Raw genomic sequence first — 24,205 nt, forward strand, 5'->3', positions numbered from 1 at the left:
ACATGCGAACCTTCGATTATTCCCCGTTCTATCGCGCCACCGTCGGCTTCGACCGGGTCTTCGACCTGCTCGATTCGGTGGCCAGCCAGTCCGGCTCCAACGGTTATCCGCCGTACAACATCGAAAAGTCGGGCGACAACGCCTACAAGATCGTGATGGCGGTGGCGGGCTTCGCCGAGGCCGAGCTGAACGTGACCCAGAAGGAGAACGAGCTCCTGGTCACCGGCCAGACCGCGCAGAACGGCCAGGACGAGAAGCAGTATCTCTATCGCGGCATCGCCGGCCGTAACTTCGAGCGCCGCTTCCAGCTCGCCGACCATGTGAAGGTCGTGGGTGCGAAGCTTGCCAACGGCCTGTTGACGATCGAGCTGCAGCGCGAGATCCCGGAGGAGAAGAAGCCCCGTGCGATCCCCGTCGAGGCTGCCAAGCCGGCTCTGACGCACTAACCGTCAAGCTCCTGTGTGGAGAAGGCGCTGCGGGCAACCGCAGCGCCTTTTTCGTTGCGGCCGTTCCGGGCGGGCCGGACAATGCCGCCATGACCCTATCCGCCCAGCTCACCCACTTCGGCATCCACACGACGGATCTCGACCGCATGGTCGACTTCTACACGCGCGTCATGGGGTTCGTGATCAGCGACCGGGGCGTCGGCCGCTCGGGCGCGCGCGTGGTGTTCATGACCCAGAACCCCGAATGCCATCACCAGTTCGTGCTGTTCGACGGCAAGCCGACCGACCTGCCCTACAATCCGGTGAACCAGATATCCTACCGGCTCGATTCGCTCGACACGCTCAAGGATTACCGCCGGGCGCTGGTCAGGGAAGGCATCACCGAGCACCGCGTCACCGACCATGGCAACGCCTGGGCGCTCTACTTCAAGGACCCCGAGGGCAATCCCGTCGAGCTCTATGTCGATTCGCCCTTTTACACGCCGCAGCCCTGCGGCGAGCCGCTCGACCTCGACCTGTCGAACGACGAGATCCTGCGGCGCACCGAAGCTATGTGCCGCAGCCGGCCGCGCTTCATGAGCCGCGAGGCGTGGATGCAGGGCATCCAGGAGAAGCTCGACGCACGATAGCTCTTCCTCCCTGCGCGCAGCGCGGGGAGGTGTCCGCGAAGCGGACGGAGGGGTCACGGGCATCACCGTTGGTGCTCATGCCCCCTCTGGCCCTTCGGGCCACCTCCCCACGCGGAGCGTGGGGAGGAAGCTCTATTTCGCTGCGTACTTGCCGCCGGTCTGCGGCGTGTGCGGGCCCTCGCCGCCCTTGTCCTTGTGCTGCGAGCGCGTGGTGCGGGCCCAGGTGCGCTTCAGCTCGTCCTTCACGTTGAACTTGAGCGTGCCGACCTTCTCGACGGTGAGCTCGATCTTGTCGCCGTCCATGAAGGAGTTCAGGCCGCGATGGTTGGTGCCGGTGGCCAGGATGTCACCGGGATTGAGCGTGTGGATCGAGCTCGCCCATTCGATGCAGCGCGGAATGTTGTGCGCCATGTCGTTGGTGTTGAACTTCTGCATCACCTGGCCGTTGTTGGTGAGGGTGATGTTGAGGTTCTGCGGATCGGCGATCTCGTCGGCGGTGACGATCCACGGGCCGATCGGCGCGAAGGTGTCGCGCGACTTCATCTGGAAGAAGACGTTGCCCGGCGGCGGCAGGCCGCGCGCCGAGCCGTCGATGAAGCAGGTGTAGCCGAAGATGTGGCTCATGGCGTCGGCCTGGCTGACACGCGTCGCGGGCTTGCCCATCACCAGGGCAAGCTCGGCCTCGCCCTCGAAGATGCTGGCCGGCACATCGGGCAGCACCATGGTGTCGCCCTCGCCGATCACCGCCGAGGCCGCCTTGTGGAAGGCATTGATCTGCGGCCTCTCCTTGAGCGTGCCGTCCTCCATGTAGTTCACCGCCATGCAGACGATGTTGCCGGGCTTCGGCACCGGTGGGCGCAGACGCACGTCCTTCAAGGGCACGCCCTTGCCATCGGCTGCGGCCTTCTCGACCTTGGCCTTGTGGCTGTCCCACTTGGCGATCAGGCCGATGATCAGGTCGCGTGTGTCGATATGCGGGATGTCCTTCACCGCGTCGGTGACGTCGACGACCGTATCGCCCTTGATGACACCGAGCCGGTAGTCGTTGAAATAGCAGATCTTCACTTCTGTTCTCCCTCGAACACTTTCTTGGCGACATTGGCCGCCGACATGGCGACCGGCCATCCGCCGTAGAAGGCGAGATGGGTGATGAGCTCGAGCAGCTCCTCCTTCTTCACGCCGTTGTTGATGGCGCGCTGGAAGTGGCCGACCTGCTGCTCGGTGCGGTTCAGCGCCACCAGGGCGGCGCAGGTGATCAGGCTGCGGTCACGCTTGGAGAGGCCCGGCCTCTCCCAGACATCGCCAAACAGCACGTTGTCGGTCAGGTCGACGAGCTTGGGCGCAAAGGCACGCAGCGCGTCGCGGGCAGCCGACGAATCGGCGGGTCGCTTGGACATGGTTCTTCCCTCCTCCTCTACTGAAAACTCTTGATCAGGGGCTGGCGTGGCCGATGAAGCGCTCCGGCGGCCGCTCGCCCCACTGCGACTGGAAGCCCTCCTCCACGCTCAGCAGATGGCCGCCATTGGCCGCGTTGAGGCGATCGGTATCGGCCCAGCGCTCGTGCACGCGGCCCCACGGGTCGGACCAGTAGTCGTAGACCTGGCTGCCCAGCAGGTGGCGGCCGATGCCCCACATGTGCTCGTACTTGCCGACATTCTTGATGTGCTCGTGATCCTGGAACACGGCGTCGATGTCCTGCGCCTCGTATGAGACGTGGTTGAGGCCCGTCTTCTCGTTGTGCACGCAGAACAGCACGTGATGATCGACGTACTCGTCGCCGCGATCGAGCCGGCTGAAGGCGCCGATCACGTTCTCCTTGTCGCCGGCATAGACGTCGTCCGAGCGGATCATGCCCAGTGTCTCGCGGAACCAGGTCACGGTCTCCTTGACCTTGGGCGTCGACAGCACGCCATGGCCGATGCGCTGGATCATGGTCGGCGACTTGGAGAGCCGCATCAGCCGGCCCTTGCGGCGCAGCGGATCGCTACCGGTGTTGACCGGATCGCGCTCGACCTTGGTCGCCGGCACGGTCGACATGCCGTGGATGACCTCGATCTGGTAGCCGTTGGGCTCCTTCAGCCGCACGCGCTTGCCGCCGCCCGGCTCGTTCAGCGTCTCGATACCCGACGCGCCCGGCAGCTTGGCCAGCCGCTTCAGGTCATCCTCGCTCGCCGCGTGATAGGCGAAGCCGATGAACTTGGTGCCGCCCTTGTGGACGGCATGCAGATGGTGATGCCCGTCGGCGCCGCGCATGTAGAGCGCGTCGGACGTGCGCTCGGCCCGCACCAGGCCGAAATGGGTGAGAAACTCCTCCATCTCGTCGAGGTCCGGTGCCTCCATGCGCGGGAAGGCGAACTCGGCAGCTTTGATTGCGACCATGATTTCCTCCAGTCTTCTCAAGCCATCGTCTTGAACTTGTCGGGCAGGCGTTCCTCGTTGCCAAGCGCCACGCGGCGCACACCGTCGCTGTCGGGGCTGGCCGGGAAGCCCACCGCGTTGCGCGGCGCGGGCACCTCGACCACCTTGTTGGACAGGCGGCCGACGCCGGTCACCTCGACATCGATCGTATCGCCTGCCTCGAGCGGGCGCGAGTTGGCAGGCGTACCGGTGAGCAAAATGTCACCGGGCAGGAAGGTCATGTGCCGCGCCAGGTCGGCGATCAGGTAGCCGCAGTCGAAGATCTGTTCGCTGATCGCGCCTTCCTGCACCATCTTGCCGTTCTTGTAGGAACGCAGGGTCGACTTCGTGACATCGACGCCCGAGACCAGGCCCGGCCCGATCGGGCAGAAGCCGTCCATGCCCTTCACCCGCAGCATCGAGCCCGAGTCGGTGTCGCGGAAGTCGTGGCAGCCGAAGTCGTTGGAGGGCGCGAAGCCCGCGATGCAGTCCCACGCCTCCTCGCGCGACACGTTGCGCGTGACCTTGCCGAACACGACGGCCATCTCGCCCTCGTAGTTCACGTACTTGTAGCCCTTGGGCTTGATCAGCTCGCCCTTATGGGCGTTGAGCGCGGTCAGCGGCTTCTGGAAGTAGGTCGGCGACTTGGGCGGCGTGCGGCTGTTGTTGAACTCGTAGTAGCGCGAGATGTAGTTCACGTGCACGCAGATGATCTTGGTCGGCGTGCAGGGTGGCAGGTGCACGACCTCGTCCTCGCCGCAGGTGCGGCCGTCCGAGAACACGATGCGGCCGTCCTTGAACTCGACCCAGTACTCGCTGCCATCCTTGACCACATGCCGCACTTCCTTGCGCGGACCTTCCAGAACGCTCATCTACTTCGTCTCCTCTAACGACGCATGTTGGCGCGCAACCACTGGACGGTGGCTGCCACTGCCTGGTCGTCGATGCCGTAGAAACCGTGATAGTGGGCCGCACCACAGGGATCGGCCGTGCTGCCGCGCGGGCCGCCGCCGTCCAGGGTGACAATGTCGACCTTGGGCGCGCCGGTCAGCATCGTCTTGAAGCGATCTGCATCGGCCGGGGCCGACTCGCGGCAGGAATCGAACCGGTGACGCAGCAGCATCACCGGCACGTTGATGCGGCTCATGTCGCCCATGGTGCTGGCGCTGCCGCCATTATTACCGAGCAGAACGCCCGAGGAGATCACCGCCGCGTCGGACCGCACGGCCGACTGCTTGGTGAACACCGCTGCCACCGACAATGCGCCGCGGCTGGTGCCGACGATGGCGACCGGCGGCGCCACCTTGCGCGCCTCAGCGATGACCATGGCGACGTCGTTGGCATAGTCGTTCGTGAACCGGTAGCCGCGCGTGCCGCGCTGGTCGCTGGCGATATCGGGAACGAACACCGCGTAGCCCGCCTTCACATAGTCCGCGCGGGTGCGTACCAGGTGGTTTCCCTTCAAGCCGCTGCCGATATTGCCCTGGGCATCGAGATCGAGCGTGCCGTCGCCGCCCGCCATCAGCACCACGCTGCCGACCGGCGCGGCCGGCCGATCGACGAGCACGCGCAGCGTGACGCCGGGCCGGGGCGTCAGCGTCAGCACCGACTCCGCAGCCCGCGCCGGCAGCGCCGTCGCGGCGAAAAGCAGCGCCAGGAGGACGGCGCGCAGGGTCATCAGCCCTTGGCCTCCTGCATGGCGCGCCACACGTTCTGCGCCGTGGCGGGCATCGCCACATCCTTGACGCCGAGCGGCGCCAGCGCGTCCATGATGGCGTTCATCACGACCGGCATGGCGCCGACCGTGCCCGCCTCGCCCGCGCCCTTGGCGCCCAGCGGATTGTATTGCGTTGGCACCGGGTTGCTCTTGATCTCCATGCTGCACATGGTGTCAGCGCGCGGCATGGCGTAGTCGAGGAAGCTCGCGGTCAGCAGCTGGCCACTCTCGCGATCCCACACGACCTGCTCGCTCAGGATCTGGCCGACGCCCTGGGCGACGCCGCCATGGATCTGGCCCTTCAGCCCGATGGGGTTCATCACCGTGCCCACGTCGTCGACCACAGAATAACGGTCGAGCTTGACCTCACCTGTGTCGGGATCGACCTCGACCTCGCAGATGTGGCAGCCGTTGGGGAAGGTGTCCTTCTGGCCGAGATAGGTGGCGTTTTCGTAGAGCCCGCCCTCGAAGCCACCTTTGGGCCATTTGGTCGGGTTGAACGCCGCCATCGCCACCTGCTTCAGCGGCACGGTCTTGTCGGTGCCCTTGACCGTGAAGTTGCCCTCCTTGAACTCGATGTCCTGCTCGCCCGCCTCCAGGAGGTGGCCCGCGATCCTCTTGCCCTTCTCGATCACCTTGCCGGCAGCCATGAACAGGGCCGAGCCGCCCAGGACCGTCGAGCGCGAGCCGTTGGTGCCCATGCCGAAGGCCACGCGATCGGTGTCGCCGTCGATGTACTGCACATCCTTGGGGTCGATGCCGAGACGCTCGTGCAGGATCTGCTTGAACATGGTCTCGTGGCCCTGCCCCTGGGCCTTGGTGCCCATCAGCAGCGCCGCCGTGCCGCTCGGATTGAAGCGGATCTCGGCATATTCCGGCTGTGCCGTGCCGGCCGCCTGCTCGATGGCATTGACGATGCCGAGCCCGCGCAGCTTGCCGCGCTTCTGCGACTCCGCCTTGCGCCCCGCGAAGCCTGCAACGTCGGCAAGCTTCAGCGCCATGTCCAGGTTCTCCTCGAACTTGCCGCAGTCATAGAACGGGCCGACCGGACTCTGATAGGGCAGCGCCGATTCCGGGAGCATGTTCTTGCGCCTGAGCTCGATGCGATCGATGCCGAGCTCGCGCGCTGCGTCGTCGATCAGACGCTCGATGAGATAGATGGCTTCCGGCCGCCCGGCGCCGCGATAGGGCGCGGTCGGATTGGTGTTGGAAAGCACGCCCACGACGTTGATGTAGGCCTTGGGGATCAGATAGACGCCCAGCACCGTGCCGATCATGCCGAACGGCGACAGCAGGTTGCGGTCGGAGCCGACATAGGCGCCGATGTTGGCCAGCATGTTGAGCCGCAAGGCGACGAACTTGTTGTCCTTGTCCAGCGCCAGCTCGATCTCGCCGATATTGTCGCGGCCGTGCTCGTCGGCCATCACCGCTTCGCTGCGCTCGCACGTCCATTTCACCGGACGCAGCAGCTTGCGCGCCGCCCACAGGGTCAGGCGATGCTCGACATACTGCCAGCCCTTGGTGCCGAAGCCGCCGCCGACATCCTGGGCGATCACCCGCATCTTGCTCTCGGGCACCTTGAAAACGTTCTGCGCCAGCATGTTGCGCACGCGATGGGGATACTGGACGTCGGCGTAGAGGGTGAGGCGATCCTCGCCTTGGTCGTAAGTCGCAAGCGTGCCCCGCGGCTCCATGTACTGAGCGTGCACGCGCGTGATGACATAGCGCCGCTTGATGACCTTGGCCGCGCCCTTGATCGCCTCGTCTGTGGCGGCCTTGTTGCCGCGCTCGACGTTGTTGGAGATGTTGTCGGGGCAATCGGGCCACACGACAGGCGCACCCGGCTTCACCGTGTCCTCGGTCGCGGTCACCGAAGGCAGCGGATCGTACTCGATGTTGACCAGCTCGGCCGCGTCCTTGGCCTCGGCCAACGTGTCGGCCACCACCATGACCACCGGATCGCCGACATAGCGCACCCGGTCGGTGACCAGCGGCGGGCGCTGCGGCGCGTACATCGGCTTACCGTCAGGCCGCTTGCGCGGCATGTTGGCCTTGGGCATGCCGAGACCGTCGGCCACGACGTCGTGGCCGGTCAGGACCGCGACAACACCCGGTGCCTTCTTCGCCTCCTCGATGTCGATCGAATTGATCTTGGCGTGCGCATGCGGCGAGCGCACGAACACGGCATGGGCCTGGCCATGCAGATTGACGTCGTTGATGAAGCGACCCTGGCCGCGCAGCAGGCGCGGATCCTCGAAACGCAGGACAGGCTGACCGATACCGTATTTGCTCATGATGTTCCTCGTACTGCGCGCACTTTACGACTGGTTGACGACATGGGCGAGCGGCCGCCAGCGGGCCATGTCCTGCTCGACGCGGGCGCGGAATTCACTCGGTGTGCTGACCCGCGTGTCGTTGCCCAGCTCCTCGAGCTTGCCCTTGATCTCCGGCTTCGCCATCGCCTGGCGAAGCGCGTCGTTCAGGCGATCGCGCAAGGCGGGAGGAAGTCCCGCCGGCGCGGTGAAGCCGAGCCACGATACGATGTCGTAGTCGGGCACCAAAGTCTCCGCTACCGTCGGAACGTTGGGAAAGCCGGGATGACGCTCCGTCGACGTGACGGCGAGCGCGCGCAGCTTATCGGTCTTCAGCATGGGCTGGGCGTTGGAGAAGGTGATGACCTGCATGTCGAGCCGGCCACCAATAAGGTCGTTGTAGGGCGCCTGCAGGCCGCCTCGGTACGGCACGTGGGTCATCTTGGCGCCGGTCTGCGACAGCAGCAGCTCCATCGCCATGTGCAGGGTCGAGCCGATGCCCGAGGTCCCGTAGGTGATCTCGTTCGGCCGGCGCTTGGCCTCGTCGAGATAGGCCTGGACGGTCTTGAAGCGCGATTCGGGCGCCACGGTGAAGACGAAGGGAAAGCGCGTGACGATGGCGATGTAGTCGAAGTCGCGCAGCGCGTCGTAGGACAGCGTCTTGTCCGTCGCCGAGACCACGGCCTGGCCGCCGGTCATCAGGTAGAGCACGCTGCCGTCGGGCTTCATGCGCGCGACCTGGCTCGCCGCCAGCCGCTCGGCGGCGCCGGGCTTTGGCTCGACCATGATCTGCACGCCGAGGATCTCGGTCAGAGGGACCGAGAGATGGCGCGCGATGGTGTCGGGATTGGAGCCGGCATCGTAGCCGTGGATGACGCGGATCGGGTTGGCGGGCCAGGCCTGGGCGCGGACGATCGATGGCTCGGCGAGGGTCGCTGCAGCGGCGGCGATCAGCGTCCTACGCTTCAGGGGACCGCGGGCCTCCAGGCCCGCATCATGATCATGAGCGGGCCTGGAGGCCCGCGGTCCGGAAGACCATGAGTTCATGACCCCGCCCTCAACCCAGCGGCCCCATGAAGGCCGGATCGGCATAAGTATCCGACATCGGCTCCAGGCTCTCCGGCCACTCCTTGCCTACCTTGCGGCGCTCGGACGCCGGCCGCGGCCGGCCGTCCCAGCCGACGCGCTCCATGTAGTAGTAGAGCATCAGGCAGTGCCCGGCCGGATCGACGACGTGCGCCGCATAATCGACGCCGGGATAGAGCTCGGCCGGCACGGCATCGGTGAAGCGCGCGCCCTTTTTCTTCAGGAAGGCCACGGCGTCCTTGAGCTGGCGATAGCTGCCGACCTGCATGCCCATCGTCGCCACCGAGGTTCCGGCATTGAGGCCAAGCTCGCCGCGCAGCGCCTTGGGGAACAGTGCCAGGCTGTGATGCTCGCCGCCGTTACGCAGGAACACACAGCGATGGCCCTTGTAGGTCACGGCCTCGGCACGCACGAAGCCCATCGTCTCGGTATAGAAGGCCTCCGAGGCGCCCACGTCGCTCACGAACAATGCCATGGGCCCGATATTTACGATCTTGAACGGCCGCGGCAGGCGAACGCCGGCAACGACGTACTCCTCCTGGCCGCGGTCGCGAATGGTGTTGCCGGCATTAATGTCGATGCCTTTGGCGACGGCCTCGCGGATCTCCTGCTCCTCCGAGATCTGCGGCAGGTCGGGACGCTGGCGGAAGGCACGGTAGTACATCGACTCGGGCTTGCTGCGGCCGTCCCAGCCGATCTGCTCCATGCCGTAATAGAGCTCGACGGTGTGGCCGTCGGGATCGCGGATGTAGGTGTGCCAGTTGCTGCCCGGCATGTCGCGACCGACACGACGGATCTCGACCTGCTTCTCGCTGAAATAGTCGGCGGCGGCGTACACCTCTTCCATGGTGCCGACCTGCCAGGTGATCTGGTTCACCGTCACGTCCTTGGAGACGGCATCGTCGCCGAAGATCGCGCCCATCGACTTGTGCGCCAGCAGGAAGGCGTGATGGTCGCTGTTGTGGCTCATGAAGACGATGCGCGGATCCTGCATGCGGGCGGCCATCTCCTCGCGACCGGGAATCTTGCTGAAGTCCCGTGTATCGGTGATGCGAAAGCCCAGCAGGCGCGCATAGAAATCGATACCGGCCTCCAGATCGGGCACGTTGAAGCCGAAATGACCGAGCCGGCGGATCTTGAACGGCCGCGGATAGCGCACGCCGCCGATGTCGTAGCTCGCCTGCCGCTGTACTGTGTCCATGATGCCCTCCGTTAGCTCTTGCGCCGCTTGGCGACGCGTACGGTGTTCATTGAGAGACCCGGCACTTCCGACGCGACCTGCTCGACGGTGGTGCGGATGTGCTTCTCGATCAGTGCACAGGAAAGATCGACATCGCGCGCCAACACCGCGTCGCGCAGCTCGAGGTGCTCGTTCTGGCGGCGCGATCGGGCGTGAATCACCTTCAGCCAGTGGTAGCGCCGCGCCTGGTCGAACAGCTCGCTGCGGAAATGCAGCGACCACGGCGATGTGCAGGTCGCTACGAGGGAATCGTGGAAGCGCTTATGCCGCTTGTCCCACTCACGCTTGACGCTGACCGGATCGTTCACCTTGGGCGGCGCAAGTTTGTTCAGCAGGAAATAGGAGCTGACGATCTCGGCCTCCCACGCGTCGGTGCCGTGGCGGATCGCGTCAGCAAGAGTCCGCGTCTCGAGGTAGACGCGCAGCTCCGAGAGATCAAGGAAGTCGGCCAGCGAGATCGGCGCGACGCTGAAGCCGCGGCCCACCTCGGTGCGCGCCAGCCCCTCCGACACCAGGTGCGAGAGCGCCTCGCGCAAGGTGCCGACCGAAGTGTCGTAGCGCTGGCGCAACTCGCCGAAGCGTAGGCGCTGGTCGGGCTTCAGCACACAGCACAGGATGTCCTCGCGCATGCGGCGCAGCACGTCGAAGGTGGCGGCATCCTCTGCCCGCACGTCCTGCGGCGCGGTCGTGACGGCGGTGCGGTCGGTGATGTCGAGAGGCATCTTCAGGATCTTGGCCATGGAGGTCCTCAAACGCCGAGATAGGCTTCGCGGATGTGGGGCTGCTTCAGAAGGTCGGCCGGCAGGCCGGTACTGACGATGCGACCCTGCTCCAGCACGTAGGCACGGTCGGCGACGTCGAGCGCCTTCAGGACGTTCTGCTCGACCAGCAGCACGGCAGCGCCGTCCTGGCGCACGCGCATGATGATGTCGAACATGTCGTCGACGATGGTCGGCGCCAGGCCGAGCGAGGGCTCGTCGAACAGCACGATGCGCGGACGTGCCATCAGCGCCCGGCCGATCGCCACCATCTGCTGCTGCCCGCCCGACAGCTCACCGGCCAGCTGGCGGCGCTTGTCACGCAGGACGGGGAACAGGCCGTAGACCCGCTCGAGCGATTCCTGGCGATGGGCGCGTGCAGCCGCGAGATAGCAGCCGAGCTCGAGGTTCTCCTCGACCGACATCTTCACGAACAGGCGCCGGCCCTCCGGGACCAGCGCGATGCCGTGGCCGCAATAGTCGTAGGCGCGCACGCAGGTCATGTCGGCGCCATCGAACCGCAGCTCGCCCTTGCGGCAGCGCAGCAGGCCCGCCATGGCGTTGATCAGCGTGGTCTTGCCAGCGCCGTTGGGGCCGATCACCGACACGATCTCGCCGGCATCGACGTCGAGCGAGACGTCCCAGATGGCGGTGGCGTCGCCATAGCCGACATGGAGGTTGCGGGCTTCAAGCAGCATAGGCTTTGCCCAGATAGATGCTGACGACGCGCGGATCGCGCATGACTTCTCGCGGCGCCCCCAACGCGAAGAGCTTGCCCTCGTTCAGCACGGCGACACGGTCGGACAGTTCGACGACGGCGCGCATCAGGTGCTCGACGAAGATGATGGTGGCGCCCTGCGCGCGGATGGCGCGCACCAGGCGGATGGCGTTGTCGATCTCGGTCGGGTTGAGGCCCGACAGCACCTCGTCGAGCAGCAGCAGCTTGGGCCGCGCCGCGAGCGCGCGTGCCAGCTCGAGGAACTTGCGCTCGTGCAGGTTCAGGCCGGCCGGCAGCACGTCTTCCTTGCCGCCAAGGCCGGTGAAGCCGATCCAGTGCATGGCCTCGTCGCGGATCTCGGCCTGGGAGCGCGCCGGTCCGCCGAAGGTGGCGCAGAGCGCCACGTTGTCGAGCACGGTCATGTTCACGAACGGCCGCGGGATCTGATAGGTGCGCGCCACGCCGCGGCGGGCGATCTCGTGCGCGGGATCGCGGCCGATCTCGGCGCCGTCGAGCGTGATGGTGCCACTGGTGAGCGGATAGAAGCCCGAGATGACGTTGATCAGCGTCGTCTTGCCCGAGCCGTTGGGCCCGACCAGGCCGAAGATCTCGCCTTCGCGCACGTCGAGATCGACGCCGGCCAGCGCCTGCAGGCCGCCGAAGCGCTTGGTCACGCCCCTCACCTGCAGGATCGAGCGTTCGCTGATCTGCGGTGCGGTGGTCGGGACGACCGGGACCACTTCCGCTCGCGTCGTCACGGGCGCCGCTCGACGACGCTTCAACCAGCCCTGAATGGCGGGAATGACGCCATCGGGCAACCACAGGATGGCGGCGATCAGGATCAGGCCGACGATGGCGCGACCCATGATCGCCTCGCCGCCGCTGATGAAGGCGTAGAGCAAGGCGGTGATGGCGGTGGCGCCGATCGCCGGCCCCAGCCAGTGGCGCGCCCCGCCCAGCACGCTCATCAGCACGACATAGAGACCCACGGTGAGCTCGAAGGTGCCGGCCACGGTGATGAAACCGACATACATGGCATGGATGCCGCCGACCGCGCCGGCGATAGCGGCCGACAGCGCGAAGGCCGCGATCTTATAGCGGAAGGTCGGCACGCCCTTGGCCTCGGCGACGTCCTCATCGTCATGGATGGCGAACAGGCCCAAGCCGAGACGCGAATGAGCGACCCACCACGCCGTGGCGAGCGTCAGCACGCACATCGCGAAGCCCAGGATGTAGATCGTGCCGGTCTGCGTCGGCATGAGATGCGGCAGCGGCACGGCGCTCATGAACACGCCGCCGCCGCCATCGATCGGCGTGTTGAGAATGATGGTGGCGATGACGAAGGTGACGGCGAGGGTGAGCAGTGCGAACAGCTCGCCGCGGAGCCGACGCAGTCGGAAGACCACGGCGCCGATGCCGGCCGCCAGCAACGCCGCCAATACTGCCGCAATCGGCACCGTCATCAGAAACGGTACGCCGAACTTAGTGGTGAGGGCTGCGGTCGCGTAGACGCCGACGCCGAAGAAGGCGGCATGGCCCAGGCTGAAATAGCCGGCAAAACCGCTCAGCAGCGCCCAGCTGGTCGACAGCGAGACCCAGAAGAAGATCAGATAGATGAAGGACTCGTAGAATGCCGGCATCTTCGCCATCGGCAAAAATGCCAGGGCAACGATGGCGATAGCCGCCACCGCCTTCGGCAGGTCGCGGGCAGCGTTCACAGCCATTCCGGATCCCACAGAAGGATGGCGATCAGCACCGAGAACGACACGACCGGCGCCCAGGCCGGCTCGAAGACCGCCATGGCGATCGATTCGCTGGCGCCGATCAGCATGCCAGCCAGCAGAGCGCCCAGCGGATTGCCCAGGCGGCCGATGATGACGACGGCGAACACCACGCCCAGCCAGGCCCAGATCTGCGTCGGAGCGAGGGTGGCGATCAGCGCGATAAAGGTGCCGGCGATCGCGGCATAGGCCGCCCCCATGCCCGACAGCAGGTAGGCGAGCTTCTTGTGGTCGACGCCGTAGGCGGCGGCAATGTCGGCATCCTCGGCGGCGGCGCGCAGCGCCTTGCCGACATAGGTCTTGCGCAGCCACAGCCAGGTGCCCCAGGCCAGCACGCCCGCCACCATGCAGAGCGCGAGTTCGAGCACGGGGATGTAGAACGGCCCCGCCTTGATCGACATGGTCGAGTAGTGCGTCTCGAAGCGGCGGTAGTCGGCGGTCCAGTAGAGCTGTATCGCGACTTCGAGGATGACGGCGAAGCTGAAGGTGATGAGCAGCGAGGCGAGCTCGTTGACCTTGAACTTGTCGAACAGCCAGTGCTGGGCGATGCCGATCAGGAACATCACCGGCACGATCATGGCCGCCGCCCACCACGGCGCGACGTGATAGGTCGTTCCGAGCTCATAGGTCAGGTAGGCGGCGAGAAAGGCGAGCGCGAAGTGGCTGAGGTTGACCAGCCGCAACAGGCCCCAGCTCAGGCTGAGGCCCAGCGCCAGCAGGCCATACATGCCGCCGGCGAGCACTCCAGAGATGAGAGCCTGGCCGAGGAGTGTGGCTGAGGGCACTACGCGCGCTCTCTCATAGCTCCTCCCCCGTCATACGGGGGAGGATACAGGAGGGGGAAAGCCTCCAGGAGATTTCGAGAAGAAGACGTCATGATCTGAAATCGGCACACATCGCGACTGGGGCTCTCCCCCTCCCTACCCTCCCCCGTATGACGGGGGAGGAAGAAGAGAGGGCGGACGAAAAGAAGGGCATCAAGTCGGGATCAGCTTCACTCCAGGCGCCACGAACTGCTTCGGCCAGACGACCTTCCACTGCTTGTCCTGCACCTGGCGGATGAGCTGTGCCGGTTCGCCGTGATTGTAGAGGCCGTCGAACTTGGTCGGGCCGTAGACCGTGGTCACCACGTTCTTCTTCAGCCACGCGGCGATCTGCTTGTCCTCCAGGGTCTTGGCGCCGTTCACGCCCGCCTCGAGGATCTGCCAGGCCGCGACCATGCCGGCGGCCTGGGCATCGATGATGGCATACGGCAGGTTCGCCTTGGTGGCGCGCTCCTTGTAGAGCTCGGCGATCTTCTTCATGCCGGGCCGGCTCATGAACGGCTCGTCGGGCTCGAGGAAGGTCGAGCACCAAACGAGGTTGCCGTCGGGCGACAGCGCCAGCGGACCCGGCGCCGGATAGAGATGGAAGCTTGTCTTGGGCGTGTAATCGAGCTTGCGCAACGCCTCGAGGAGCTGGTTGCTCTCAAGACCCAGCGAGCCCACCCACAGGAAGTCGGCGTTGGCCTCCTTCACGCGCGCAGCGATGGCGCCGAAGTCGCGATTGCCCGCCTCGTATTCAAGATAGAGCGGCACCTTCACGCCGCGCTTCTCGGCCTCGATGCGCATGCCCTTGGCCATGAACTGCGCCGAGGGAAACTTGCTGGTGACGATCACCATGCTCTTGGGCGGCGTCGGCAGGCTCGCCATCGCATCCAGGATCACGTTGGGATAGGTCTTGTCCGGCTCCGGGCCAAACGGCGTCGCGGGGAACGCCATGTCATAGGTCTGCAGGTTGGGAATGCCCATGCTGCTCTGGATCATCACCTTGCCGTAGCGCTGGGCCACGCCCATCGCCGCGAGGATCGGCGCGGTCGCGTAGGGCCCCATGATCAGGTCGACCTTGTCGACGGTTATGAGCTTCTCATAGAGGCTGCGCGCGACGTCGGGCTTGGACTGGTCGTCGAGCAACACGTATTCGACGGGCCGGCCCAAAAAGCCGTTCCGGCTGTTGATGTCCTCGATCATGATCTCGGCCGCGATCTTGTGGATCACCGCGGTCTGGGCGAGGAAGCCCGTCAGCGACAGCGTGCCGCCAACCTTCACCGGCTGGCCCGAGGGCGCCGCCCGCAAAATCGCCGGCGCACCGAGTGCCGCCAGGCCGATGAATCCCCCCAACACGTGGCGACGGCGCCACGCACCCATCCGGTCATTCATTTGTTTCCTCCACACCCTGGCGCGTCGTTGTGTCGTGCGCCGTTGTCCGGATGTTGGGACAACGCCAGGCCGCTGTAAACGCTATTTTCGAAAGTTTCGAAACTTTCGAAGATCGTTACCGGCCGGTGACTCCCAGGAACCGTTCGAGCGGCATGGGATCCGCCAGCAACGCGGCGCTGTCGCTCTGATGCACGATGCGGCCGCGCTCCAGGATCAATGCGCGATCGGTGATGGGCAGGATCTTCTGTGCATGCTGCTCGACAATGATGGCCGCGAGCTTCTCCTCGCGAAGCAGCCGCGTCAGTGCCGCGAGCAGTTCCTGCACGATGATCGGCGCCAGTCCTTCGGTCGGCTCGTCGAGCAGCAGCAGTCGCGGATTGGTCGCGAGTGCGCGGCCGATCGCCAGCATCTGCTGCTCGCCGCCCGACAGCGAGGCGCCGGACTGCTGTCGCCGCTCCTTCAGCCGCGGAAAGAGCCTGAACACGCGGTCGAGCGTCCACGGTCCGGGTCTCGCGACGGCGGTGAGGTTCTCCTGCACGCTGAGCGAGCGGAAGATGTTGCGCTCCTGCGGCACCCAGCCGACGCCCAGCCCCGCGCGGGTCTCGGGCGCCAGCGTGCCGACCTCGCGGCCACCGAGCGCGATCGAGCCGGTGAAGCGGCGCGTCACGCCGACCAGCGTGTCCAGCAGCGTCGTCTTGCCGACGCCGTTGCGGCCCAGCACCGCCAGCGCCTCGCCCTCGCCCAGGCGGAACGCCACGTCGGACAGCACCACGGCGCGGCCGTAGCCGGCCGACAGATTCTCGACGGAGAGCAGGTCAGCCATCGCGGTTCTCGCCGAGATAGACGGCGCGCACGCGCGGATCGGCGGCGATCGCCGACGGCTCGCCTTCGACCAGCAACGCACCGTCGACCAACACCGAGATGCGCCGCGCGAAGCTGAACACCAGGTCCATGTCGTGCTCGATCAGCAGGACGGAAACATCGTCGGGCAGCGCGGCGATCGCGTTCAGGATGCCGCGCCGCTCGGCCTCGGGCACGCCGGCGGCCGGCTCGTCGAGCAGCAGCACCTTGGGCGCGCAGGCGAAGGCCGCGGCGATCTCGAGCAGGCGCTGCTTTCCGTAGGGCAAGGTGTCGGTGCGCCGCTCGAGCACGTCTAAAAGGTCGAAGCGCTCGGCGACCTGCATGATCTCCGTGCTCACTGCGTCGTCCGCGCCGACGCGGCGGCGCCACTCACGTCCCAGCCGCCGGCGCTCGCCCACCGCCAGGGCCAGGGTCTCGAGCGGCGTGAGATCGCCGAAGAGCTGGTTGATCTGGAAGGTGCGCACGAGGCCGCGGCGCACGCGCGCCTCGGGCTTCAACCGCGTGATATCCTCGCCCTCCATCACGACACGACCGGACGACGGCGCCAGCACGCCGGTCAGCAGGTTGACGAAGGTGGTCTTGCCGGCACCGTTGGGGCCGATCAGGGCGTGGCGCGCGCCCTGCTCCAGGCGGAAGGTCACGTCCTTGGTCGGCACGATGCCGCCGAAGCGCTTTACCAGGCCGTGGGTTTCGAGGGCGGCGGCCATCATCGCCTCACGCGCGCCAGCAGCAGACGCACGCCGCCGCCGAAGCCCTGGCCCAGGCGCTCGCGGCCGACCAGCGCCAGCACGACCAGGAACAGGCCCATCCAGAACATCCAGAACTGCGGCGCGTTCGACGACAGCGTGTCCTGCAGAATCTTGAAGATGACAGCGCCGGCGATGCCGCCGTAGAGCCAGCCGGCACCGCCGATGATCAGCGCCAAAAGCACGTCGGCCGAGCGCTGGAACTCCAGCACTTCCAGCGAGACGTAGGCCGTGGTCTGCGCCAGCAAGGCACCCGCCGCGCCGGCATAGGCGGCCGCCAGGGTGTAGATGGCGACCAGCCGGCGATTGACCGGCACGCCCAGCGCCGAGGCGCGCAACGTGTTGCGCCGGATCGCCATGAGCGACAGGCCGAACGGCGAATAGACGATGCGTCGCGCCAGCAGGAACAGCACGAACAGCGTCGTCAGGCTGTAGGCGTATGCGTGCGACCGTAGAGATCGAAGTCGAAGTGACCGAGCAGCGGCCCGACCGCCATGCCTTGCAGCCCGTCGGCACCGCCGGTCCACTGCGGCAGCGCATTGGCGACCTCGTGCAGCACCAGCGCCACGCCGAGCGTCACCATGAGGCGCGTGAGATCAGTGCCGCGCAGCACCAGGAAGCTGGTGACGAAACCCATGAAGGCTGCAGCGACGATGGCAACGGCCATGCCGACGAGCGGATCCGGGGTGACCAGTTTGCACAGAAGACCCGCAGCATAGGCGCCGGTGCCGAAGAAGGCGGCGTGACCCAGCGAGATGATGCCGGCATAGCCCAGGATCAGGTCGAGCGAGAGCGCGAACAGGGCGAGGATCGCCACCTCGTTCAGCAGCAGGTGCTTGCCCGGTGGCAGGAGCACCGCCGCGAAGGCGAGCAGCCAGAAGATGATCTCGGCAACTCGCCAGCGGGAGCGTCTTGCCAGTCCCTGCGATGCGCTCCCCGGGGCGCTCCCCGGGGCGCTCATCGTGCTCTCGCAAACAGGCCGTTCGGCCTCAACACCAGCACGATGATCAGCACGACATAAATGACGAAACCGCCCAGCGCCGAGGAGAGGTAGTACTTGCCTGCCACGTCGGCGACGCCCAGCAGCATCGAGGCGACGAACGGCCCCATGATCCCCGACGTGCCGCCGACGGTGACCACGATCAGGAAGTAGATCATGAACTTCAGGGGGAAATAGGGATCGAGGCCCAAAAGCTCGACGCCGAGCGCACCGCCGAGGCCTGCAAGCCCCGAGCCGACGGCGAAGGTCGTGGCGAAGACGAGGCTGACCGGGATGCCGAGCCCGCGCGCCACGCGGGCGTCGTCGACGGCGGCGCGCAGGCGGCTACCGAAGCGGGTACGCAGCAGGCCGGCCTGCAGGCCGACCGCCAGCGCGCCGCACACCACGATCAGGAACGAGCGATAGATGCCGACGTTGACGCCTAAAATCTCGCGACGGCCCTGCAGCCATTCGGGCAGCCTGATATTGCGCTGGCTGGAACCCATCAGGAAATCGGTGATGGCGACCGCCATGAACACCAGGCCGATCGAGAACAGCACCTGGTCGAGATGCGAGCGGCCGTACATGTGGCGGTAGAGCGTGCGCTCGAGCACCAGCCCGATCGCCGCCGCGACGAGGAAGGCCACAGGCAGGCAGGCGAGGAACGGCCAACCTGCGTGATCCATCAGCAGCACGGTGACATAGCCGCCCGCCATCGCGAACGCGCCATGCGCCAGGTTGACGAAGTTCATCAGCCCCAGCGTCACGGCGAGCCCGCAGGCCAGCACGAACAACAGCATGCCGTAGGCCACACCGTCGAAGAGGATGGTTGCCATGGGGCTACTTTCGCACGCGCACCCTGTCATCCCGAGCGCAGCGAGGGACCTTTCCTGTTGCCTGAAAGGTCCCTCGGCCTTCGGCCTCGGGATGACAGTTGTCGCTCATCAACGCCGTGCGACTATTTCTTCGCCGCCTTCACCGGATCCTTCACGTTCGGAATCGTCGCGAACTCGACGTTGTAGAGTTCGCCGCCGACCTTATCGACCTTGCGGATGTAGATGTTCTGGATGATGTCGCGCGTGTCGGTATCGATCGAGATCGGGCCGCGCGGGCTCTCCCAGGCCATGCCCTTCATGGCGGCCACAAGCTTCTCGCCGTCGGCCGCGCCGTTGGTCTTCTTCAGCGCGCCGTAGATCAGCGCCATGCCGTCGTAGCCGCCGACCGACATGAAATTCGGGCGCAGGCCATTGTTGGCCTTCTTGAAGGCCTCGACATAGGTCTTGTTCAAGGCGCTGTCGTGGTTGGCCGAGTAGTTGTGCGCGTTGATCACGCCCACCACCACGTCGCCCATGCCGTTCAGCTGGTCGTCGTCGGTGACGTCGCCGGTGGCGATCAGCTTCATGCCCGACTTGTCGAGGCCGCGCTCGACGAACTGTTTCACGAACTGCGCGCCCGAGCCCGACGGCACGAAAACGAACAGCGCGTCCGCCTTGGCGTCGGCCGCCTTCTGCAGGACCGGTGCGAAGTCGGGGCTGCGCAGCGGAACGCGCAGGTTCTCGACGATGGTGCCGCCGTCGGCCTTGAACTTGTCGCTGAACGACTTCTCGGCGTCGATGCCGGGACCGTAGTCGCTGACCATAGTCACGACCTTCTTGATGCCGTTCTTGACCGCCCACTCCGCCATCGGCACCGCCGACTGCGCCAAGGTGAAGCTGGTGCGCACGATGAAGGGCGAGGCCTCGGTGATCGACGAGGTGCCGGCCGCCATCACCACTTCCGGCACCTTCGCCTGGGTGGCGATCGGCGCGGTCGCCATGGCCGACGGCGTGATGCCGAAGCCCGCGAGGATCGCGACCTTGTCGTTGACGACCAGTTCCTGCGCCAGCCGCTTGGTGACGTCGGGCACGCTGGTATCGTCCTTGAGGATGACCTCGATCTTCTTGCCGGCGACGCTCGTTCCGTTCTGCGCCATATAGAGCTTCACGGCGGCGTCGATCTGCTTGCCGGTCGAGGCCTGCTGGCCGGTCATCGGCAGGATCAGGCCGATCTTCACCGTGTCCTGGGCGAAGGCGGCGGAAGAGATCGTGCAGACTGCCGCCGCAATCAAAAGTTCACGCCTGCGCATTTGTTTGCCCTCCCAACAATCTCTTTGTCGAACTACTAGCACAAAAATTTACGGCATGCTCTATGCTCGCGCTACAAACCCGGGAGCAGCCCATGAAGAGCTACAAGGTCGTCGAATTCGGACAGCCACTACAGAAGGTCGAGGAGGCCAACCCGGCCCCGCAGGGCACCGAGGTGCTGGTGCGCATCACGGCCGCCGGCGTCTGCCACAGCGACGTCCATCTGTGGGAAGGCTATTTCGACATGGGCGGCGGCAACAAGTACTCGACGGAAAAGACCATGGCGCCGCCGCGCACCATGGGCCACGAGATCGTAGGCGAGGTCGTCGCCGTCGGGCCGGAGTCCAAGGGCGCCAAGGTTGGCGACAACGCCGTGGTCTACCCCTGGATCGGCTGCGGCAAGTGCTGGTACTGCACCAGCGGCAGCGAGCACCTCTGCCCGACGCCGAGGGCGCTGGGCGTCAACAAGGACGGCGGCTACGCCGATCATGTCCTCGTGCCGCATGCGAAATACCTCTACCCCTACGGCAACCTGCCGGTCGAACTCGCCTGCCTCTATGCCTGCTCGGGCATCACCGCCTTCGGCGCGGTCAAGAAGGCGGTTGGCCATGATGCCGGCAAGCCGATCCTGGTGATCGGCGCCGGCGGCGTCGGCCTGATGGGCGTACGCTTTGCGAAATCGGTGCTGGGCCACGAGCCCATCGTGGCCGACATCGACGAGAACAAGCGCAAGCTCGCGCTGGAGAACGGCGCGTGCGCGGCACTGGATCCGCGCGACAAGGAAGCCCGCAAGCAGATCATGGAGCTGACCGGTGGCACCGGCGTCGGCGCGGCCATCGACTTCGTCGGCGCCGAGGCCTCCAGCCAGTTCGGCGTGCGGGCACTCGGCCGCGGCGGCCGGCTGATCGTGGTCGGCCTGTTTGGCGGCACCTTCTCCATGCCGCTGCCGATGTTCGCCTTCACCGGCTGCCAGATCATGGGCTCGGTGACCGGCAGCCCGGCCGAGATGAAGGAGATGATGGACCTCGTCACTGGAGGCAAGGTGACGCCGGTGCCGATCATCAAGCGCAAGCTCGACGAAGCCGACGCCACGCTGCAGGAGCTGCGCAAGGGCCTGATCATGGGGCGCGCCGTCCTAGTGCCATGACGCAAGCGGCGCGCGCCCTCGTCCATGCCTTCGAGACGGGGGCGCTCAAGCCGCAGCGGGCCTTCTTCCTGCGCGCCGAGCTCAGTCCTTTTCGCGACGTCGACGCCGAGCAATCCTTCCGGCCGGAGTATCTGCGCCTGAAAAAGGCCGGCTGGTCGGTCGTGCCGCGCATCGAGAGCGGTGCCTACCAGCTGGGCCAGCTCCTGCTGACCAAGCACAAGGAGGAGAACTTCGCCAACATCGCGCGCGCCTGGTCGCTACTGGCCGAGGGCGGCACCCTCGTCTGCTCGGGCTCCAACGATGATGGCGCCGCCAGCCTGGAGAAGCAGGCCGGCAAAGCGCTCGGCCTCGACGGCCAACTCTCCAAGTTCCACTGCCGCGTCTTCTGGCTGACGCGCGCCGACAAGAACCCGCCCGACTACTGGCGCGACCTCGCTTCGTTGCGGCCGGTCGGTGACGGTTCGTGGCTGAGCCAGCCCGGCATCTTCTCCTGGGATCGTATCGACGACGGCTCGGCACTGCTCGCCGCACACCTGCCCGACGATCTTTCAGGCCATGTCGCCGATTTCGGTTGCGGCTGGGGTTACCTGGCACGTCAGATCCTCGGCCGCTGCCCGGGCATTGCGAAGATCGACCTGATAGATGCAGAGCATCGCGCTATCGAAGCGGCCCAGGCCAACATCGCCGACGCGCGCGCCTCGTTTCACTGGCTCGACCTCACGCAGGAAGCGGCGCCTGCGACCTACGACGCGATCCTGTGCAATCCGCCTTTCCACGCCGGCCGCGCCGCGGAGCCGGGACTGGGCCAGAATGTCATCACCGCCGCGGCGCGCGCCCTGCGACCGGGCGGCGTCTTTTACATGGTCGCCAATCGCGGTTTGCCTTATGAGCCCATTCTCAAGGCCAACTTCACATCCTTCGCGACACTGGCCGACAACAACAAGTTCCGGGTGAGTCGGGCCATCCGATAAAGCGCACGCTGTCACCCCGAGCGTAGCGAGGGGCCTTTGAGGCAACAGGAAAGGTCCCTCGCTACGCTCGGGATGACAGCGTGTACGTGGCCGCTATCAAGAACTCCTTATTCCCCTCCGCCCCTTCGATCGGACTGTCCGTGACGCCCAACACGCTCCAACCAGCCTGCGCGGCCAGCCATTCCGTGATCGTCTTGCACACTTCCTCGTGCAGCGCCGGATCGCGCACGATGCCGCCCTTCCCCACCCTGCCCTTGCCGACCTCGAACTGCGGCTTGATCAGCGCCACGAGGTGAGCACCCGGCGCCGCCAGGGCCAAGGCCGCCGGCAGAGCCGTCCTGAGGCTGATGAACGACGCATCGCAGACGATGAGGTCGATCGGCTCGGGCACCTGTTCGCGCGTGACCTCACGGATGTTGGTCTTCTCCATCGATATCACGCGCGCATCGCTGCGCAGCTTCCAGGCGAGCTGGTTGGTGCCGACGTCGATGGCGTAGACCCTCGCGGCACCGCGCTGCAGCAGCAGGTCGGTGAAGCCGCCAGTCGAGGCGCCGACATCGAGGGCGATGCGGCCTTCGACGGGAATGGCGAAGTGATCGAGTCCCTTCTCGAGCTTCAGCCCACCGCGCGAGACATAAGGATGCGGCTGGCCGCGCACCTCGATCGGCGTGTCGGCGGCGACGGCGTGGCCCGGCTTGTCGAGCCGGCGCTCACCGGTGAACACCAGCCCGGCCATGACCATGCGCTGCGCGGCGGCGCGAGTCTCGGCGAGCCCGCGCTCGACCAGCGCCACGTCCAAGCGAGTCTTGGCCATCAGACTGTCGGCGGCGGAGCGCGGTGCTTGGCCGAGATCGGGCTCATGAGGCCGACCGCGATCCCGTCGGGATCCTCGACGATGGCGTAGCGCGCGCCCCAGAAGGCATCCCACGGCACCTGCAGGCCGCGATGGCCGGCCGCAGTCATCTCACCATAGAGCCGGTCGACCTCTTCGCGCGAACTGACGCTGAAGCCCACGACCACGCGGCCGGCGAGGTCATGGCGTCCGGCCCAGCCCTTGTTCCAGATCTGGGCGAAGGCGGTGCTGTCGAGATCGAGCGTGGCGGCGTCCGGTGACTCCGCCTCTATGGCGCTCACATGATGCACACCGGTGTTGGTGCGCCATATCCGCGGATCGGGAATCTCGACGCCCAGCTTGCGATAGAAGGCGATGGATGCATCGACATTGCCGCTTACAATGTTCAGCTGATTGAGCGTCGGCCGCGTCCGGTCCATGGGCTCACTCCATAACTCGAGGGAAGAAACACTTAGCATGAGCACGAAGCTTCTGGAGGGCGAACGTGCCCTGGTCACAGGCTGCGCCGGCGGCATCGGCCGCGGCATCGCCAAGGCGCTCCTGGCCGAGGGCGCCACGGTGCTGGGCAGCGACATCGCGGCCCCTCCGGGCGAGGACGGCATCGACTTCCTGGCGGCCGACCTCGGCAAGCGCAACGGCTGGAAGGGCCTGCTCGACGGTGCGCTGAAGAAATTGGGCACGATCTCGCTGTTCGTCCATTCCGCCAGTCCGCGGCGATTGGAAGTCGACACGCCGCTTTCGGTTTCCGAGGCGACCTGGGACGCCATGACCGACATCAATCTGCGCACCGGCTTCTTCCTGTCGCGCGAGCTCGGTCGGCACATGAAGGACAACAGGATCAAGGGACGCATCCTGCTGATCACCTCGCAGCATCGCGAGACGCCGCGAAACCTGCCGCACTACAGCGCCTCCAAGGCCGGCATGACCATGGTGATGAAGGAACTGGCGCGCACCCTGGCGCCCGACGGCATCCGCGTGAATGCCATCGCGCCGGGCGCCATTCCGGGCGGCGGCTTCGTCGCCGACAATCTCGGCGACCTGGTCACGCAAATCCCAATTGGCCGTGCCGGGACGCCGGACGATATTGCCCAGGTCGCCGTCGCGGTCTTGTCAGAAAGATTTGGTCGTTATGTCGTGGGCACGACGGTAGAAGTTGATGGCGGCATCGGCCTCATGAGCTGGATTCCTGCCAAGGCTTGACCATCGGCCCTGGAAGTCCGATTTACCCATCCAGTACAAAGCT

The 24,205-nt window shown here is 66.1% G+C and carries 26 protein-coding genes; 5 read left to right on the forward strand and 21 right to left on the reverse strand.

The window, feature by feature from the left end; all coding sequences use genetic code 11:
* Window positions 1–2 precede the first annotated feature (2 nt).
* Both RSO01_RS19020 and RSO01_RS19025 read left to right on the forward strand, forming a co-directional pair.
* Entirely contained in the window at window positions 3–446 is a 444-nt protein-coding gene (locus RSO01_RS19020; protein ID WP_147150782.1) for an Hsp20 family protein, read from the forward strand.
* An 89-nt stretch (window positions 447–535) separates the two neighbouring features.
* Window positions 536–1,075: a VOC family protein gene (locus tag RSO01_RS19025; protein ID WP_147150784.1), complete on the forward strand. Its 540-nt coding sequence runs from the start codon at window positions 536–538 to the stop codon at window positions 1,073–1,075.
* 132 nt (window positions 1,076–1,207) lie between these two features.
* On the opposite strand, the gene RSO01_RS19030 is transcribed toward RSO01_RS19025, so the two are convergent.
* From RSO01_RS19030 to RSO01_RS19115, 19 genes are all read right to left on the reverse strand, one after another.
* Entirely contained in the window at window positions 1,208–2,140 is a 933-nt protein-coding gene (locus RSO01_RS19030; protein ID WP_147150786.1) for a fumarylacetoacetate hydrolase family protein, read from the reverse strand.
* The gene (locus RSO01_RS19035) at window positions 2,137–2,472 is read right to left on the reverse strand and encodes a carboxymuconolactone decarboxylase family protein (protein WP_147150789.1); all 336 of its coding nucleotides are present in this window, start codon (window positions 2,470–2,472) and stop codon (window positions 2,137–2,139) included. Before RSO01_RS19035 ends, RSO01_RS19030 begins: the two co-directional genes overlap by 4 nt.
* A 34-nt stretch (window positions 2,473–2,506) precedes the next feature.
* A complete protein-coding gene (locus tag RSO01_RS19040; RefSeq protein ID WP_147150791.1) occupies window positions 2,507–3,454 on the reverse strand; it encodes a VOC family protein in 948 nt (315 codons plus the stop codon).
* Between the two features lie 17 nt (window positions 3,455–3,471).
* Window positions 3,472–4,344: a fumarylacetoacetate hydrolase family protein gene (locus RSO01_RS19045; protein ID WP_147150793.1), complete on the reverse strand. Its 873-nt coding sequence runs from the start codon at window positions 4,342–4,344 to the stop codon at window positions 3,472–3,474.
* A 14-nt stretch (window positions 4,345–4,358) separates the two neighbouring features.
* On the reverse strand, window positions 4,359–5,150 hold the full coding sequence (locus tag RSO01_RS19050) for an alpha/beta hydrolase (RefSeq protein WP_147150795.1): 792 nt from the start codon (window positions 5,148–5,150) through the stop codon (window positions 4,359–4,361).
* Window positions 5,150–7,483 carry a xanthine dehydrogenase family protein molybdopterin-binding subunit gene (locus tag RSO01_RS19055; RefSeq protein ID WP_147150797.1) on the reverse strand — a complete coding sequence of 778 codons (2,334 nt, stop codon included), beginning with the start codon at window positions 7,481–7,483 and terminating at the stop codon, window positions 5,150–5,152. The genes RSO01_RS19050 and RSO01_RS19055 overlap by 1 nt, the downstream gene beginning before the upstream one ends.
* A 24-nt stretch (window positions 7,484–7,507) precedes the next feature.
* Entirely contained in the window at window positions 7,508–8,548 is a 1,041-nt protein-coding gene (locus tag RSO01_RS19060) for a Bug family tripartite tricarboxylate transporter substrate binding protein (RefSeq protein ID WP_170303184.1), read from the reverse strand.
* Between the two features lie 10 nt (window positions 8,549–8,558).
* The gene (locus tag RSO01_RS19065; protein ID WP_147150801.1) at window positions 8,559–9,788 is read right to left on the reverse strand and encodes a VOC family protein; all 1,230 of its coding nucleotides are present in this window, start codon (window positions 9,786–9,788) and stop codon (window positions 8,559–8,561) included.
* Between the two features lie 11 nt (window positions 9,789–9,799).
* Window positions 9,800–10,567: an FCD domain-containing protein gene (locus RSO01_RS19070; RefSeq protein ID WP_218037385.1), complete on the reverse strand. Its 768-nt coding sequence runs from the start codon at window positions 10,565–10,567 to the stop codon at window positions 9,800–9,802.
* An 8-nt stretch (window positions 10,568–10,575) separates the two neighbouring features.
* The gene (locus RSO01_RS19075) at window positions 10,576–11,283 is read right to left on the reverse strand and encodes an ABC transporter ATP-binding protein (protein ID WP_147150803.1); all 708 of its coding nucleotides are present in this window, start codon (window positions 11,281–11,283) and stop codon (window positions 10,576–10,578) included.
* On the reverse strand, window positions 11,273–13,027 hold the full coding sequence (locus RSO01_RS19080; protein ID WP_147150805.1) for a branched-chain amino acid ABC transporter ATP-binding protein/permease: 1,755 nt from the start codon (window positions 13,025–13,027) through the stop codon (window positions 11,273–11,275). Before RSO01_RS19080 ends, RSO01_RS19075 begins: the two co-directional genes overlap by 11 nt.
* The gene (locus RSO01_RS19085; protein ID WP_246158562.1) at window positions 13,018–13,869 is read right to left on the reverse strand and encodes a branched-chain amino acid ABC transporter permease; all 852 of its coding nucleotides are present in this window, start codon (window positions 13,867–13,869) and stop codon (window positions 13,018–13,020) included. The genes RSO01_RS19080 and RSO01_RS19085 overlap by 10 nt, the downstream gene beginning before the upstream one ends.
* Window positions 13,870–14,061: 192 nt before the next feature.
* Complete coding sequence (locus tag RSO01_RS19090) at window positions 14,062–15,282, reverse strand: amino acid ABC transporter substrate-binding protein (RefSeq protein ID WP_246158563.1); 1,221 nt, start codon at window positions 15,280–15,282, stop codon at window positions 14,062–14,064.
* 115 nt (window positions 15,283–15,397) lie between these two features.
* The gene (locus RSO01_RS19095; protein ID WP_147150807.1) at window positions 15,398–16,105 is read right to left on the reverse strand and encodes an ABC transporter ATP-binding protein; all 708 of its coding nucleotides are present in this window, start codon (window positions 16,103–16,105) and stop codon (window positions 15,398–15,400) included.
* A complete protein-coding gene (locus RSO01_RS19100; RefSeq protein ID WP_147150809.1) occupies window positions 16,098–16,850 on the reverse strand; it encodes an ABC transporter ATP-binding protein in 753 nt (250 codons plus the stop codon). Before RSO01_RS19100 ends, RSO01_RS19095 begins: the two co-directional genes overlap by 8 nt.
* A complete protein-coding gene (locus RSO01_RS49490) occupies window positions 16,850–17,302 on the reverse strand; it encodes an ABC transporter permease subunit (protein ID WP_281291472.1) in 453 nt (150 codons plus the stop codon). The genes RSO01_RS19100 and RSO01_RS49490 overlap by 1 nt, the downstream gene beginning before the upstream one ends.
* An 11-nt stretch (window positions 17,303–17,313) precedes the next feature.
* Complete coding sequence (locus tag RSO01_RS49495; protein WP_281291474.1) at window positions 17,314–17,850, reverse strand: branched-chain amino acid ABC transporter permease; 537 nt, start codon at window positions 17,848–17,850, stop codon at window positions 17,314–17,316.
* The gene (locus RSO01_RS19110; protein WP_147150811.1) at window positions 17,847–18,704 is read right to left on the reverse strand and encodes a branched-chain amino acid ABC transporter permease; all 858 of its coding nucleotides are present in this window, start codon (window positions 18,702–18,704) and stop codon (window positions 17,847–17,849) included. The genes RSO01_RS49495 and RSO01_RS19110 overlap by 4 nt, the downstream gene beginning before the upstream one ends.
* Window positions 18,705–18,826: 122 nt before the next feature.
* A complete protein-coding gene (locus RSO01_RS19115) occupies window positions 18,827–19,993 on the reverse strand; it encodes an ABC transporter substrate-binding protein (protein ID WP_147150812.1) in 1,167 nt (388 codons plus the stop codon).
* Between the two features lie 92 nt (window positions 19,994–20,085).
* Here RSO01_RS19115 and RSO01_RS19120 point away from each other — a divergent pair, with 92 nt between their 5' ends.
* Together RSO01_RS19120 and RSO01_RS19125 are read left to right on the forward strand one after the other, a co-directional pair.
* Window positions 20,086–21,138, forward strand: a complete 1,053-nt coding sequence (locus RSO01_RS19120) for an alcohol dehydrogenase (RefSeq protein WP_170303185.1) — start codon at window positions 20,086–20,088, stop codon at window positions 21,136–21,138.
* Window positions 21,135–22,109: a class I SAM-dependent methyltransferase gene (locus tag RSO01_RS19125; protein ID WP_147150816.1), complete on the forward strand. Its 975-nt coding sequence runs from the start codon at window positions 21,135–21,137 to the stop codon at window positions 22,107–22,109. Before RSO01_RS19120 ends, RSO01_RS19125 begins: the two co-directional genes overlap by 4 nt.
* 61 nt (window positions 22,110–22,170) lie before the next feature.
* On the opposite strand, the gene RSO01_RS19130 is transcribed toward RSO01_RS19125, so the two are convergent.
* Both RSO01_RS19130 and RSO01_RS19135 read right to left on the reverse strand, forming a co-directional pair.
* Complete coding sequence (locus RSO01_RS19130; RefSeq protein ID WP_147150819.1) at window positions 22,171–22,923, reverse strand: TlyA family RNA methyltransferase; 753 nt, start codon at window positions 22,921–22,923, stop codon at window positions 22,171–22,173.
* Window positions 22,923–23,381, reverse strand: a complete 459-nt coding sequence (locus tag RSO01_RS19135) for a VOC family protein (protein ID WP_170303186.1) — start codon at window positions 23,379–23,381, stop codon at window positions 22,923–22,925. Before RSO01_RS19135 ends, RSO01_RS19130 begins: the two co-directional genes overlap by 1 nt.
* Window positions 23,382–23,418: 37 nt before the next feature.
* On the opposite strand from RSO01_RS19135, the gene RSO01_RS19140 reads away from it, so the two are divergent.
* Entirely contained in the window at window positions 23,419–24,162 is a 744-nt protein-coding gene (locus tag RSO01_RS19140; RefSeq protein ID WP_147150822.1) for an SDR family NAD(P)-dependent oxidoreductase, read from the forward strand.
* Window positions 24,163–24,205: the final 43 nt, after the last annotated feature.

Source organism: Reyranella soli, from assembly GCF_007992495.1.
GTDB classification, from domain to species: Bacteria; Pseudomonadota; Alphaproteobacteria; order Reyranellales; family Reyranellaceae; genus Reyranella; species Reyranella soli.